This is a genomic window from Streptomyces sp. NPDC032822, assembly GCF_055578825.1.
Map to the genome: position 1 here is coordinate 251,543 of NZ_JBVIOL010000008.1, position 13,335 is coordinate 264,877.

General features: G+C 72.2%; 12 protein-coding genes and 1 pseudogene. 6 read left to right on the top strand and 7 right to left on the bottom strand.

Annotated elements, in window-relative coordinates; genetic code table 11:
• The first annotated feature begins 89 nt into the window (after positions 1 to 89).
• Positions 90 to 1,577, top strand: a complete 1,488-nt coding sequence (locus ACZ5VD_RS24015) for a glutamate synthase subunit beta (RefSeq protein ID WP_468683226.1) — start codon at positions 90 to 92, stop codon at positions 1,575 to 1,577.
• An 81-nt stretch (positions 1,578 to 1,658) separates the two neighbouring features.
• Here the strand turns inward: ACZ5VD_RS24015 and ACZ5VD_RS24020 are convergent, their stop codons facing one another.
• On the bottom strand, positions 1,659 to 2,189 hold the full coding sequence (locus ACZ5VD_RS24020) for a carboxymuconolactone decarboxylase family protein (protein ID WP_468683228.1): 531 nt from the start codon (positions 2,187 to 2,189) through the stop codon (positions 1,659 to 1,661).
• Between the two features lie 47 nt (positions 2,190 to 2,236).
• Between ACZ5VD_RS24020 and pdxR the strand changes: the two genes are divergently transcribed.
• Positions 2,237 to 3,670, top strand: a complete 1,434-nt coding sequence (gene pdxR, locus ACZ5VD_RS24025; RefSeq protein WP_468683229.1) for a MocR-like pyridoxine biosynthesis transcription factor PdxR — start codon at positions 2,237 to 2,239, stop codon at positions 3,668 to 3,670.
• 256 nt (positions 3,671 to 3,926) lie between these two features.
• Here pdxR and ACZ5VD_RS24030 read toward each other — a convergent pair whose 3' ends face one another.
• The 3 genes from ACZ5VD_RS24030 to ACZ5VD_RS24040 all read right to left on the bottom strand — a co-directional run bounded on the left by ACZ5VD_RS24030 (position 3,927) and on the right by ACZ5VD_RS24040 (position 5,912).
• Entirely contained in the window at positions 3,927 to 4,715 is a 789-nt protein-coding gene (locus ACZ5VD_RS24030; RefSeq protein ID WP_468549544.1) for an SAM-dependent methyltransferase, read from the bottom strand.
• An 81-nt stretch (positions 4,716 to 4,796) separates the two neighbouring features.
• Positions 4,797 to 5,051 carry a DUF397 domain-containing protein gene (locus tag ACZ5VD_RS24035; RefSeq protein WP_468549543.1) on the bottom strand — a complete coding sequence of 85 codons (255 nt, stop codon included), beginning with the start codon at positions 5,049 to 5,051 and terminating at the stop codon, positions 4,797 to 4,799.
• On the bottom strand, positions 5,052 to 5,912 hold the full coding sequence (locus ACZ5VD_RS24040; protein ID WP_468549542.1) for a helix-turn-helix domain-containing protein: 861 nt from the start codon (positions 5,910 to 5,912) through the stop codon (positions 5,052 to 5,054).
• A 235-nt stretch (positions 5,913 to 6,147) separates the two neighbouring features.
• Between ACZ5VD_RS24040 and ACZ5VD_RS24045 the strand changes: the two are divergent.
• From ACZ5VD_RS24045 to ACZ5VD_RS24055, 3 genes and pseudogenes are all read left to right on the top strand, one after another.
• Positions 6,148 to 6,813 (top strand): annotated as a pseudogene (locus ACZ5VD_RS24045) (ATP-binding protein); the annotation flags it as partial.
• Positions 6,814 to 7,019: 206 nt separating this feature from the next.
• Positions 7,020 to 7,421 (top strand): hypothetical protein, encoded by a 402-nt coding sequence (locus ACZ5VD_RS24050; protein WP_468683355.1) that lies wholly within the window; start codon positions 7,020 to 7,022, stop codon positions 7,419 to 7,421.
• Positions 7,422 to 7,667: 246 nt separating this feature from the next.
• Positions 7,668 to 9,542, top strand: coding sequence for an ABC transporter ATP-binding protein (locus ACZ5VD_RS24055; RefSeq protein WP_468683356.1), 1,875 nt, complete (start codon positions 7,668 to 7,670; stop codon positions 9,540 to 9,542).
• A gap of 11 nt (positions 9,543 to 9,553) precedes the next feature.
• On the opposite strand, the gene ACZ5VD_RS24060 is transcribed toward ACZ5VD_RS24055, so the two are convergent.
• From ACZ5VD_RS24060 to ACZ5VD_RS24070, 3 genes are all read right to left on the bottom strand, one after another.
• The gene (locus tag ACZ5VD_RS24060) at positions 9,554 to 9,739 is read right to left on the bottom strand and encodes a hypothetical protein (RefSeq protein WP_468549541.1); all 186 of its coding nucleotides are present in this window, start codon (positions 9,737 to 9,739) and stop codon (positions 9,554 to 9,556) included.
• Between the two features lie 157 nt (positions 9,740 to 9,896).
• On the bottom strand, positions 9,897 to 10,586 hold the full coding sequence (locus ACZ5VD_RS24065) for a DUF899 domain-containing protein (RefSeq protein ID WP_468549540.1): 690 nt from the start codon (positions 10,584 to 10,586) through the stop codon (positions 9,897 to 9,899).
• A gap of 135 nt (positions 10,587 to 10,721) precedes the next feature.
• Entirely contained in the window at positions 10,722 to 12,119 is a 1,398-nt protein-coding gene (locus tag ACZ5VD_RS24070; protein WP_468683230.1) for an amidohydrolase, read from the bottom strand.
• A 140-nt stretch (positions 12,120 to 12,259) separates the two neighbouring features.
• Between ACZ5VD_RS24070 and ACZ5VD_RS24075 the strand changes: the two genes are divergently transcribed.
• A complete protein-coding gene (locus tag ACZ5VD_RS24075; RefSeq protein ID WP_468683232.1) occupies positions 12,260 to 13,213 on the top strand; it encodes an endonuclease/exonuclease/phosphatase family protein in 954 nt (317 codons plus the stop codon).
• Positions 13,214 to 13,335 lie beyond the last annotated feature (122 nt).

Below are 13,335 nucleotides of genomic sequence, written 5' to 3' on the forward strand. Positions count from 1 at the left end.
GGCTGAAAGCAGACCCCAGGTGTGCCGCCCGATGACGCACGGCCACGTCGGACGCGCGAGCGTCGTACGCGTAGGCAAGGAAGACACCCATGGCCGATCCCAAGGGATTCATGACCACGCCCCGCCAGGACTGGCCGCGCAGGCCGGTCGGGGAACGGGTGCGGGACTGGGACGAGGTGTACGTCCCGGGGGCCCTGCTGCCCATCGTCAGCAAGCAGGCCGACCGTTGTATGGACTGCGGTGTCCCGTTCTGCCACGCCGCCTGTCCGCTCGGCAATCTGATCCCCGAGTGGAACGACCTGGTGTCGCGGGAGGACTGGAGCAGGGCCGCCGACCGGCTGCACGCCACGAACAACTTCCCCGAGTTCACCGGCCGGTTGTGCCCGGCGCCCTGCGAGGCGGGGTGCGTGCTGGCCATCAACCAGCCCGCGGTGACCATCAAGAACGTCGAGGTCGCCGTCGCGGACCGGGCGTGGGAGCTCGGGTTCGCGCCGCCGCGTCCGCCGGACCGGCTGTCCGGGCGGACGGTCGCGGTGATCGGGTCGGGGCCCACCGGGCTCGCCGCGGCACAGCAGTTGACCCGGGCGGGGCACACGGTCGTGGTGTACGAGAAGGACGACCGGCTCGGTGGGCTGATGCGGTACGGCATCCCCGCGTTCAAGATGGAGAAGCACCATCTGGAGCGGCGGATCGAGCAGATGCGGGCGGAGGGCACCAAGTTCCGCACGTCGACCACGGTCGGGCGGGACGTCGAAGGCACGGGCTTGCGGGCGCGCTACGACGCCGTGGTGATCGCCACCGGGGCGACGGCCTGGCGAGAACTGGACATGCCGGGAAGGGAGTTGACCGGCATCCTGCAGGCGATGGAGTATCTGCCGCCGGCCAACCGGGTGTGCGAGGGGGATCTTGAGGTCTCACCGATGTCGGCCGCCGGGAAGCATGTCGTCATCGTCGGCGGCGGTGACACGGGGGCGGACTGCCTGGGCACCGCGGTGCGGGAAGGTGCCGCGTCCGTCACCCAGTTGGACATCTACGCGCAGCCGGGGGGCGAGCGGGACGAGGACATCGATCCCTGGCCGACGTACCCGAAGATCTACCGTCTCTCGGCGGCGCACGAGGAGGCCGGCGAGCTGCGGACCGCTCCGTCGGCGGACGCGGACGCCCGGCTGTTCGCGGCGTCCACGCTCCGGTTCACCGGGGACGCCGACGGGCATGTGCGGTCGCTGCATCTCGTCGAGGTCGACGCGGAGCGGCGGCCGGTGGCGGGCTCGGGCCGGACCCTGCGCGCCGACCTGGTGCTGCTCGCCCTCGGCTTCTCCGGGCCCGACCGGGGGGACGGGCTCATCGACCAGTTGGGGCTGGGCCTCGAACCGCGCGGAACGCTCACGCGGGACGCCGGTTTCGCGACGAACGTCCCCGGTGTGTTCGCCGCCGGGGATGCCGCGCGGGGTCAGTCGCTGATCGTCTGGGCCATCGCCGAGGGGCGGGCGGTGGCGGCGGCCGTCGACCGCCATCTCACCGGGAGCTCGCAGCTGCAGGCGCCGATCGGGCCGTACGACCGCCCCATGGTCGTGTAGGCCGGGGCGGTGGCCGTGCGGACCGGCGGCCCGCTTCCCGGGTGCGGGTGAGCGGGCCGCGTGTCGGTCGGCGGCGTCCGGTCAGCGGCGTTCGTCCGTCCCCGCCACCTTGCCGGTGGACAGGGCCACCCGGTTCCAGGTGTTGATCGTGAGCACGAGGGCGAGGACGTGGGCCAGTTCCCGGTCGTCGAAGTGGGCGGCGGCCCGGGCGTAGACGTCGTCGGGGACGCCGCCGTCGGCGACCAGGGTGACCGCTTCGGTGAGGGCGAGGGCGGCCTGTTCCTTCTCGGTGAAGAAGTGGCGGGCTTCGCGCCAGACGGCGACCAGGTGCAGCCGGTCCTCGCTCTCGCCGGCCTTGCGCGCGTCGTTGGTGTGCATGTGCAGGCAGTACGCGCAGTGGTTGATGTGCGAGGCGCGGATCTGGATCAGTTCGACGAGGGCGGGGTCGAGTCCCTCACGGGCGGCGGCGTCGAACCCGACGAGGGCGCGGAAGACCTTCGGGGCGGCCTTCGCGAGGTCCACTCGGGTCCGCCGGCCCTCGGCCGAGGCCACCGCGGCGGTGATGTCGGTGCTGGTGCCGGCGGTCGTGGTGTGGTGCGTGTGTGTCGTCATGTGCACCAACCTACGAGCCGGAAAGACCCTCTGTAGGGTGCATTTCCATGGATGAATCGTGGGTCAATTCCGCTGAGCGGATCGGGGCCGACCTGCATCTGGAACTGTCCGGCCCGGGGGGACGGCGGGCCGCGCTGATCCGGGCGCTGCGGGAGGCCGTGCGGGGCGGACGGCTCGCTCCCGGCACCCGGCTGCCGCCGTACCGTTCGCTCGCCGCCGACCTCGGGGTCGCCCGCAACACGGTGGCGGACGCGTACGCGGAACTCGTCGCGGAGGGCTGGCTCACCGCCCGGCAGGGCTCGGGCACCCGGGTCGCCGAGCGGGCCCGACCACTGCGACCCGCCGACCGAGTGCCCCGGAAGGCACCTCCACGCGCGCGTGGCCCACGGCACGACCTTCGGCAGGGCAGCCCGGACGCGTCCTCGTTCCCGCGCGCGGCGTGGCTGGCCTCCTGTCGGCGGGCCCTCCAGCAGGCGCCCAACGAGGTGTTCGGGCCGGGCGATCCGGCGGGCCGCGTCGAGCTGCGGGAGGCGCTCGCCGAATACCTGGCACGCGCGCGTGGGGTGCGGACCGAGCCGGGCCGGATCGTGATCTGTTCCGGTTTCGCGCACGCGCTGCGGCTGCTGTTCGGCCAGGACCGGGGCGGGGGCGGCGGGGTGCTGCGCGGTCCGCTGGCGGTGGAGGCGTACGGGCTGGGGTTCCACCGGGAGCTGCTGGACGCCGGCGGGGTGCGGACCGTACCGCTCCCGCTGGACGAACACGGGGCGCGGGTCGACCGGTTGGGGCGCGAGCGGGCCGTACTGCTCACGCCCGCTCACCAGTTCCCGACCGGCGGGCCGCTGGATCCCGCACGCCGGGCCGCGGTCGTCGACTGGGCACGCGCGCGTGGCGGTGTGATCGTCGAGGACGACTACGACGGGGAGTTCCGTTACGACCGCAAGCCGGTCGGCGCCGTCCAGGGCCTCGACCCGGAGCGGGTGATCTTCGTCGGTTCGGTCAGCAAGAGTCTGTCCCCGGCGGTGCGGCTGGGCTGGATGGTGCTGCCGGAGCGGTACGTCGACGACGTGGTCGCCGCCAAGGGCGAGCGGGAGGCCTGGGCGAGCGTCCTGGACCAGCTGAGCCTCGCGGACTTCGTCTCCCGTGGGTCCTACGACCGTCATGTGCGGCGGATGCGGCAGCGGTACCGCAGCCGTCGGGACCGGCTGGCCGCGGCGCTCGCCACGCACGCGCCGCATGTCGAGGTCACCGGGGTGGCGGCCGGACTCCACGCCGTGCTGCGGCTGCCGCCCGGCACCGAGCGCTCCACCGTGAAGGCCGCCGCCTGGCAGGGTGTCGCCCTGGACGGCCTCGGCGAGTTCCGGCACCCGGACGCCTACATGCCGACCCGCGACGGCCTGGTGGTGGGATACGCGACACCCTCGGAACACGCCTACGGGGCGGCCCTGGACGCGCTGTGCGGGGTGCTGCCGCCCGCTGAGTGAGCCGCGGGATCCCGCCCGCGCAGGAGCGGTCCCACGCGGCGTCCTGCCCCCGGAGGAGCCGAGGGCCGCTCCTCGCGGAGGAACCGCGCGGGATGTCGACGCCGGGGGGCGGTTGTGGCGGGGCGGCGCCCCCTCCCCCGCCGCTCCCCGGGGTGGCGATGAGCCGGCCGGCTCACGCGCCGCGCCGCATGCTGTCGTGGTTCCGATACCGCCTGAGGCCGTCCGCCCTCGTCGCTGCGCGCCCCTGGGCCGTCGGTCAAGGTTTGCGCCCCACCGCCCCGTACCCGGGGATGACCCCGTCGTCCTGCCCGGGTACCGGATCGCCCAGTTCGGGGTGCCAGCGCTGCGGCACCTCGACGCCCGGCTCGACGAGTTCCAGGCCGTCGAAGAAGCGGGCGAACTCCTCGCGGGAGCGCAGCGCCAGGGTGACGCCGGCGGCCTTGAGCTTCTCGGTGGCCGCCTTCGACTCCTCGGGCGTGAAGTCGGCGGTGGCGTGGCTGACCACCAGGTAGCTGCCGGAGGGCAGTTCGGACAGCAGCCGGCCGACGAGGTCGTGCGCGCCGTCCTCGTCGGAGACGAAGTGCAGCAGCGCGACGAGCGAGAGCGCGACCGGCCGGCCGAAGTCCAGGATCTTCCGGGCGCCTTCGAGAATGGCGTCCGGGTCCCGTACGTCGGCCTGGAGGTACTCGGTCACCCCTTCGTCCGTGCCGCGCAGCAGGGCGCCCGCGTGGGCGAGCACGATCGGGTCGTTGTCGCAGTAGACGACCCGTGCGTCGGGCGCGACCCGCTGGGCGATCTGGTGGAGGTTGGGCTCGGTGGGGATGCCGGTGCCGACGTCGAGGAACTGGCGTACGCCGTGTTCGGCGAGCCAGCGGGTGGAGCGGTGCATGAAGGCCCGGTTGACCCGTGCCATCACCGGCACCCGCGGATCGAGGGTGAGCATCTGGCGGCCCATCGCCTCGTCCACCGGGTAGTTGTCCTTGCCGCCGAGATACCAGTCGTACATGCGCGCGGGATGGGGCTTGCCGGTGTCGATCTCAACCATTAGTTCCGTACCCATCAATTCAGCCGGTTCAGCCAATTCAGCATCAAGACAAGGGAGTTGAGTAATAGTCAGCCCATCACCTCAGGACAGGAGGAAGTCGGCCTCCCCCGCCTTCGCGCCCTCGATGAACGCGGTCATCTCGGCCGGGGTGTAGATCAGGGCCGGACCGTCGGGGTCGGTGGACTGGCGGACGGCGATCCGGCCGTCGGCGAGCTTCATCGCCTCCAGGCAGTTCCCGCCGTTGCCGCCGCTCCACGGCTTGTGCCAGCCTTCGCTGCCCAACTCCCGCGCGGGCATGCCGTTGTAGACCTGTATGCGCGGCTTGATGCGATCCATTCACAACTCCTTGCGGAGATCCCTGAGGATCTCCTTCGTGCGATGTGCCGTAGCGGCCTGCGCCGCCATGCGGTCCATGACCTCCAGGTGGGTCGCCACCTCTGTGCGCGCGTCCAGATAGACGGCGCCGGTCAGGTACTCGCTGTAGACCATGTCCGGGAGTTCCGGCACGGCGAATCGGAACAGCACGAAGGGCCCGTACGTGCCGGGGTGCGGCCCGTTGGCGAACGGGGCGACCTGCAACGTGACGTTGGGCAGCTTCGTGGCGTCGAGCATCTTGTCGATCTGCGCACGCATCACCTCCGGACCGCCGACCGGGCGGCGCAGGACGGTCTCGTCCATGACGACCCACAGCCGGGGCGCATCCGGACGAGTGAGCAGTTCCTGTCGTTGCATGCGCAGCGCGACATGGCGCTCGATGTCGTCGGGGCTGGTCTGGCCGATCGCCCCGGATCTCAGGACGCCACGCGCATAGTCCTCGGTCTGGAGCAGACCGGGCACGAAGTGCGGCTCGTACTGGCGGATGAGGGCGGCCGCTCCCTCAAGGCTGACGTGCATGGAGAACCAGCCGGGCAGCACATCGTGGAACCGCTGCCACCAGCCGGGCTGGTTGGCCTCCTCGGCGAGCTGTACGAAACCCTCGGCCTCCAGGTCGGAGACTCCGTACGACTTCAGGAGGAGCTGGAGATAGGGGATCTTGAGCCCGACCTCGGCCATCTCCATCCGGCGGACCGTGGCGGGGGCGACGCGGAGGATACGGGCGGCCTCCTCGCGCTTGAGGCCGGCGCGCTCCCGCAGATCCAGCAGGCGCCGACCGAGAACGACCTGGCCGACCGTCGGCGCGGACCGCGGTTCGCTCACCCTCCACCTCCACAAAGTCACTGTCAGGAAATATCTCCGACAGGACGACCACCAGGGGAATCCGCCCCGGCCACAAAAGCATGCCGACAGCCCTACGGCGCCATTCGAAGACCCATTCGAAGATCTGTGCGAATCTCCGGTGATCCCAACTGGCGCCGCTCGACGTGCTGTTGCGAGCAGTGTGCCACGGCACTTCACCGCGTCATACAGCACTCTGCATTTTTCAGAGTGACACTTGCCAAGTGTTCACGGCGGGGCGATAGTGGCAAGCGTGATTCCGTCCCCGCCCTTAGGAACAGATGCCGCTGCGGACCGCCCCACCGGTCTCGGCGCCGCTGGGGGTCCCCCCGTGCGAGCGACGCCGAGCACGAGGGCGGGAGTGGGGCCCGACAGAGCCGCCGCACGCCGGTTCCGTTTCGAACTGGCCGCCCATCCGGGTTCTCCCGCACAGGCCAGACGGCTGACCCGGGCTCGCCTGACCCACTGGTCGGTCTGCGAGGACACCTGCGACTCGGCCGCCCTGGTGGTCTCCGAGCTGGTCACCAACGCCATCGTGCACACCGCGAGCAACCATGTGGTCTGCGAGCTGCACGACGGTGACGACCTGGTGCGCATAGCCGTGCGCGACGAGGGCTGCGCGCCGGGTGAGCCACGCCCGTCCTCGCAGCGCGCCGAGGAGGAGCAGGGGAGGGGACTGCTCCTGATCGACGCCCTCTGTCACGCCTGGGGAGCCCACGAGCACGGCCCCGGCCTGCTGGTCTGGGCGGAACTGCCGCGCAAGGCCGACGCACCCCGTGACGACGCCGCCGTCCCGCGCAACGACCTGGGCTGGGGAGCCCGCCCGAAGCCGGAGCCGTCCGGCGGTTCGGGCGAGGAGGACGAGGCTCAGGCACGGCACGCGGCGGTTCCCGCGGAGTGGGCCCGCCCGACGGCCCAGGAGACGGAGTGGGCCCGCCCCGTGCCCGAGGAAGCCGAGTGGGCACGCCCGGCGCCTGAGGAAACGACACATCACCGCGCGGCATCCGAGACCGCGGCACATCGGTACGAGCACGGCCGGGACGGAGGCAGGGCGTGAGCGGAGGATCCCGTGGCGGCCAGGTGCTGAACATGGACACGCTGGTCCGCCTCCGTCGCGGACTGCGGACGGTGGGCGCCCCGCGCCGCCTGCCCCTGCCGGAGGGCATGACGGCCCCGCTCGGCTGGGACGCGGTGGCGGTGCCCGCCCGGTACGGCCCGCTGCTGACGGCCAGGCTGCCGCAGACAGGGTGCGTCTACGCCGACGAGACGCACTGGTGGTGGATCGTTCCGTCCGACTCGGACTACGCCCTGGAGTGGCCGCTTCCCACGCGCTACGTCACCGGCGCCACGGTCCCCGACGCGCCGGCCGCCCCCGAGCTGATCCACCGGCCTGAGGGCACCATTCCGTACACCCCGCCGATACCGCTCTTCCTGACCCTGTGCCGGCTCACCGGCACCACTCCCACCTGGTCCCGGCCCATCAGCGCGTAGCTCGCCGGTCGTGCGCCCGCGCGCTCCCGCCGGCCCCGCATGCGCCCTGCCCTCTGTAACTCCACCCCGCGATAGTGGCCGTCCGTCCACGATCGCGGGAGGCCCACGGTGGGAAGGAAGCGCGACAAGGCCTCCCCGGACGGGCCCGGACCGGGCGCCCCGGACACACCGGGATCCGGCGCCCCAGGCGACCCCGGAGTCTCCGATTCGGAGCAGCTGCTCTTCGGCGGCCCGTTGCGTTACGACATGGGCTGGAACTCGCATGCCGACGCGTTCCTGGAGCTGAACTTCCGGGCCATGCTCAGCCGCCTGCCGTCGCTGCTCACGGCCAGCTTCCGACTCGCCTGGCAGGCGGACCGGCAGGCCGCCCGGACCGTCCTGACCGCCGAGGTCGGCCGGGGTCTGACCCAGGCCGTGAGCCTCCTCGCGGTCAACAGCGTGCTGGGCCGGCTGATCGAAGGCGGCCCCCTGGACGACCGGCTGCGCGGCGCCGCCCCCGCGCTGGTCGTGATGGCCGCCGTCATGGTGGTCGGGGCACTGCTGCGGGCCGCGTCGACGTACGCCACCGGACGGCTGGGTCCCAAGGTCGAGCGGGTGGCGACCGAGCGGTATCTGGAGCGGGCGGCGACCGTGGAGCTGACCGCGATCGAGGACCACGCCTTCCACAAGCTGCTGGACACCGCCCAGTACGGGGCCGCCTCCGCCCAGCGGATGATCACGTACGCCACGCGCGTGGTGAACGCGGTGATCTCACTGATCGCGGCGGCGGGCGTCCTGACCGTGCTGCACCCGGCGCTGCTGCCGCTGCTGGTGACGATGACCCTGCCGAGCGCCTGGAGCGCGCTGACGATGGCGCGCCGCCGCTACGCGTCCTTCCACGCCTGGGTGCAGCACGTGCGCGCGGGGCGGCTGCTCGGCGCGCTGCTGATCGAGCCGGAGGCGGCTCCCGAGATCCGGGTGCACGGAGTGGGCCCCTTCCTGCTGCGGCACTTCCGTGCGATGGCGGAGACCGCCGAGACAGAGCAGGCCCGGCTGGCCCGGCTGGCGGCCCGTACGGGGCTGATCGCGGCGGCCTGGACCGGTCTGGCGACGGCGGCGACGTACGCGACGCTGGGCGGGCTGCTGCTCGCGGGCGCGATGGCGCTGTCGGTGGCGGGCACGGCCGTGATCGCCATCCGTACGGGGTCGCAGAGCCTTGGGACCCTCGTCGTGGAGATGAACGCGCTGCACGAGGAGGCGCTCTTCGTCGGCGACCTGCAGCGGCTCTACGTGGAGGCGGCCGAACGCGCGATCCCGGTCGGCGGCACCCCGCTGCCGGAGGATCCGCGCGAGATCCGATTCGAGAACGTCACGTTCAGCTATCCGGGTGACGCGACCCGTCCCGCCCTCGCCGACGTGACCCTCGCCGTGCCGCTCGGCAAGATCGTCGCGCTGGTCGGCGAGAACGGCTCCGGCAAGACCACGCTGGTGAAACTGCTGGCCGGGCTGTACACCCCCGACCGGGGCCGGATCCTGTGGGACGACGTCGACGCGGCGGGCGCGGACCGGCACCTGCTCGCCGAGCGCGTCGCGATGGTGGCCCAGGACTTCAAGCGCTGGCCGTTCACGGCCCGCGTCAACGTGGCGGTCGGCCGCTCCTCCGCGCCGCTCACCGACGAACGGGTGGCGGGTGCGGTCGGGGAGGCCGGCGCCGAGGACGTGCTGGCAGACCTGCCGCGCGGCCTGGACACCCTGCTGGCCCGCAACTTCAGCGGCGGGCACGAGCTGTCGGGCGGACAGTGGCAGCGGCTGGGCATCGCCCGGGCCGCCTACCGGCAGGGCCGCATCCTCATCGTGGACGAGCCGACCGCCGCCCTGGACGCCCGGGCCGAGCTGGAGGTCTTCGAGAAGATCCGCGCCCTGGCGGGCACCGGCCAGACGGTCATCCTCATCACCCACCGGCTGGCGTCCGTACGCCACGCGGACCTGGTGCACGTGCTGGATCAGGGGCGGCTCGTGGAGTCCGGGACGCCGGACGAGCTGCTGGCGACCGGTGGGGTCTACGCGGAGCTGTACTCGCTCCAGGCGGACCAGTTCACGGCGAAGGTTCCCGCGAAGGTGCCCGCCCCGAAGGCGGGTTGACCGCACGCATCTCACGCGAGAGCGTCGACCGCCGCCTCTCCGCTGCGCACGATCACCAGGAACATGTCCGTGGCAAGGTCCATGACGACTTCGGCGGGCATGCCCTCAAGCCGCCGCGCTTGCGCGAACTCCTCCGCCGGCCACGAGCCTCGCGGCCCACCTGCGGGAAAGCGTTCGAGCACTGTTCGCCCGTTCACCACCCTGCACCTCCAGAAAGCGTCCTAGTTGTAGGAGTTAACGCCTTCCGGCAGCCGATCGCCTCGCTCAGTTGCGGGACTGAGACGTAGTTGACACTTGTTCACCCCGGAGTGTGAGGGTCCTGTCACCGTACGACGATCTCCGTCACCCTTCGTGTCAGTCCTCGTACTCGTCGTGATAACGGACACGTTCGCTGCCCGCGGGCGCCCCCAGGGCCGACGCGCGCCCCTCGGGTTCCTCCCACTCCTCCTGTCGCCCCAGCGCGGTGAGATCCAGCAGGCTGGTGGTCGAGCCGAGCCCGTCGAGACCGCGTTCGTAGGTCGAGTACGTGTGGAAGACCCGCTCCCGGTCCCGCAGGAAGCAGCTGATGCCCGGCCGCTCCATCCGCTCCCCCTCGTAGGTCAGGGTCGCCTCGAAGTCGTGGTTGAAGTCGCTCCCGAACGACGAGTACCAGGGGACCGCCCAGCCCATCCGCGCCTTGAACGGCAGGATCTTCGGGTACGGCGCTCTCGACACGGCGGCGAACGTCGTACCGCGTGCCTTCAGGTGCGCCAGATGCCCGATCTGGTCCAGGAAGCCCGAGCAGCTGCGGCAGCCGGCGTCCCACTCGGGCGCGAACATGAAGTGGTAGACGACGAGTTGGGACCGTCCCTCGAAGAGGTCGAGCAGTGTGGCCTTGCCGTCTCCGCCCTCGAAGACGTACTCCGTGTCGATCTCCACCATCGGCAGCCCGCGGCGCTGGGCGTTGAGCGCGTCCCGCGCGCGGGTGACGACCTTCTCCTTCAACAGCAACTCCGCCCGCGCCGCACGCCACTCGGCACGCGAGACGATTCCCGGAAGCGACATGGCTCCTCCTGTGCAACGGTCCCGTTCCCAGTGGTGACCGGGGGGAGGAACGGAACTCATCGCCGTCGCGGGATATTTCCTCCGGGAACTTTCCGCCGGGAACGCCGCGCCCGGACTTCTTTGCGCGCGGCCGTGTCAGGTGTCGTAGTCCTGGATCCGCCGGCCGTGGCTCCGGTCGACGAGGGCGGGGAGGCGCTCCCCCAACTCCGCGACCACCGCGGGCAGGTCGATGGTCAGCAGCGTGCGGTCGCGCATCAGGATGCGGCCGTCGACGATCGTGGTGCGCACGTCGGAGGAGCGGGCGCTGTGCACGAGGGTCGCGGCGAGGTCGTGCACGGGCTGGGTGTGCGGGCCGGTGAGGTCGACGAGGACGAGGTCGGCCCGGTGGCCGGGCGCGATGCGGCCGATCCTCTCGCCGAGGCCGACCGCCCGAGCGCTCTGCAGCGTGGCGTGGTGCAGGGCCTGCCGGGACGTCAGCCAGCGGGGGTCGCCCGTGGTGGACTTCTGGATCAGGGCGGTCAGGGCCATCGACTCCCACACGTCCAGGGAGTTGTTGGAGGCGGCGCCGTCGGTGGCGAGCCCGACGGGGATGCCGATGTCGTGCAGGGCCCGCACCGGTGTGGTGGTGGGCCAGGCGAACTTGAGGTAGCCGCGCGGGGCGGTGGCGACGGCCGTACGGCCCGTGGCGCCTTCGAGGACGGGCAGGTCGCGCTCGGTGATGCCGGTGCCGTGCGCGAGCAGGACGTCCGTGTCGAGGATGCCGGTGCGCTGGAGGACCTCGATCGGGGTGACGCCGTGCCGGGCGAGGCTGGTGTCGGTCTGGTCGCGGTTCTCGGAGGCGTGGAGGTGCACGGGGAGTCCGTGCGCGTGGGCGAGTGCGGCGGTGGCGGCGAGGTCGGCGTCGTCCACGGTGTAGGGGGCGTGCGGGGCGAGCGTGGTGGTGATGCGGCCGTCGGCGCCGCCCCGGTGCCGTAGCGCGAACTCCAGGGACTTCTCCCGGCCTTGGGGACCCTGCGAGGAGAAGTACGCCTCGCCGAGGTGCGCCCGCATCCCGCACTCGGTGACGACGGCGGCGACCGCGTCCATGCTGAAGTAGTGGTCCGCGAAGCAGGTGACCCCGCCGCGGATCATCTCGGCGCAGGCGAGCAGCGCGCCCAGCTCGACGTCCCGCGCGGTGAGGTTGGACTCCACGGGCCACACGACGTCGTTGAACCACTCCTCGGTGGGCAGGTCCTCGGCGAGCCCGCTCAGCGCGACCATGGGGGCGTGGGTGTGACAGTTGATCAGCCCCGGCAGGGCGATCTGGCCGCGCGCGTCGAGGCGTTCGGCGGCGGGCAGCTCCGCGGCCTCGGCGGCACGCGTCACCGACGTGACGACTCCGTCCCGTACGACGATCGCGGCGTCCTCCACGAACCCGATCCGCTCCTGCTCGTCGTGGACGAGGACGGTGCAGCCGGTGACGACGAGATCGGCGGGCGCGGCGGGATCGGCAGGGGCAGGGCGTTCGGCGCGCTCGGCGGGAGAGTCGCTCATCACGCCAACGTACGACGCCGTAGTCGCCCCGCGTGAGCCGAATCGCGCATCCCGTCGGGGCGCTGTCGCCGGGGCGTGCGGCCCGGGCACCCTGGCCTGACGACCGCCCGCCGTCCGACGGCTTCTGGAAGGGGCCCGGCATGCTCCTAGGCACCTGGAACCTGGAGAACCTCTACCGTCCCGGCGGGCCGTCCGGCCCCAAGGACAAGGCCGCCTACGAGACGAAGCTCGCCGCGCTGGCGGCCGTCGTCACGGAGCTCGACCCGGCGCTGCTGGGCCTCCAGGAGGTCGGTGAACCCGAGGCGCTGCGGGATCTGGCCGGGATGCTGGACGGCGAGTGGCACCTCGCGCTCTCCCGGCGTCCGGACAGCCGGGGCATCCGGGTCGGCTTCCTCGGTCGTACCCCGTTCGAGGTGCTGTCCGACACGGGCGCGTTCCCGGCGAAGCTGCGGCCCGTGCAGGTGGACGACGAGGGCGTGTCGGTGGCGGAGTCGGGCCGCGGTTTCCTGGCGGTGGAGGCGACGACCGGGACCGGGCCGCTCAGGGTGGCGGTCGCCCATCTCAAGTCGAAGCTGCTGTCGTTCCCCGGCGGCCGGTTCCAGCCGCGTGACGAGGGCGAACGGGCACGGTACGGCGCCTACGCCCTCAACCGGCGGACCGCGGAGGCGACGGCACTGCGCGCGCTGGCCGACGAGTTGCTGGCCGGCGAAGGGCGCGAGCGGGACGTGGCGGTCCTCGGGGACCTGAACGACGAGGTTCAGGCGGCCACCACACAGATCCTGCTCGGCCCGCCCGGCTCCGAGATCGGTACCGCCGGTTTCGAGGCCGCCGACCGCGGCGACGCGACCCGGCTGTGGAACGTGGCCCCCTTCATCCCCGCCGAGCAGCGCTACTCCCGCGTCAACTCCGGGCGCCGCGAACTGATCGACCACATCCTGGTCAGCCACCGTCTCGTGCACCGCGTGTCGGAGGCCGGGACGGGGCTGCCGGGCGCCGCCGAGCCCCTGCGGCTGCCGTCGGTGGGACCGGATCCGGCGGAGCGGCGGGGCGCGCCGGGGTCGGATCACGCGCCGGTGTGGGTGCGGGTGGGATAGCGAACGTTCGGCCGGCAAGACGAGCGGCAACGCGGGCGGTTGCTCCGTCGGCGGCCCTGGCGGCTGCTCACTCGGTCGGCAACTCGGTCGGTTGCTGAGGCAGTTGCTCGGCCGACAGCGCC

Coding starts and splice junctions, on each gene's coding strand:
- ACZ5VD_RS24015 (WP_468683226.1), top strand. CDS start 90: ATGGCCGATCCCAAGGGATTCATGACCACGCCCCGCCAGGACTGGCCG.
- ACZ5VD_RS24020 (WP_468683228.1), bottom strand. CDS start 2,189: ATGACGACACACACGCACCACACCACGACCGCCGGCACCAGCACCGAC.
- pdxR (WP_468683229.1), top strand. CDS start 2,237: ATGGATGAATCGTGGGTCAATTCCGCTGAGCGGATCGGGGCCGACCTG.
- ACZ5VD_RS24030 (WP_468549544.1), bottom strand. CDS start 4,715: ATGGTTGAGATCGACACCGGCAAGCCCCATCCCGCGCGCATGTACGAC.
- ACZ5VD_RS24035 (WP_468549543.1), bottom strand. CDS start 5,051: ATGGATCGCATCAAGCCGCGCATACAGGTCTACAACGGCATGCCCGCG.
- ACZ5VD_RS24050 (WP_468683355.1), top strand. CDS start 7,020: ATGGACACGCTGGTCCGCCTCCGTCGCGGACTGCGGACGGTGGGCGCC.
- ACZ5VD_RS24055 (WP_468683356.1), top strand. CDS start 7,668: ATGGGCTGGAACTCGCATGCCGACGCGTTCCTGGAGCTGAACTTCCGG.
- ACZ5VD_RS24065 (WP_468549540.1), bottom strand. CDS start 10,586: ATGTCGCTTCCGGGAATCGTCTCGCGTGCCGAGTGGCGTGCGGCGCGG.
- ACZ5VD_RS24070 (WP_468683230.1), bottom strand. CDS start 12,119: ATGAGCGACTCTCCCGCCGAGCGCGCCGAACGCCCTGCCCCTGCCGAT.
- ACZ5VD_RS24075 (WP_468683232.1), top strand. CDS start 12,260: ATGCTCCTAGGCACCTGGAACCTGGAGAACCTCTACCGTCCCGGCGGG.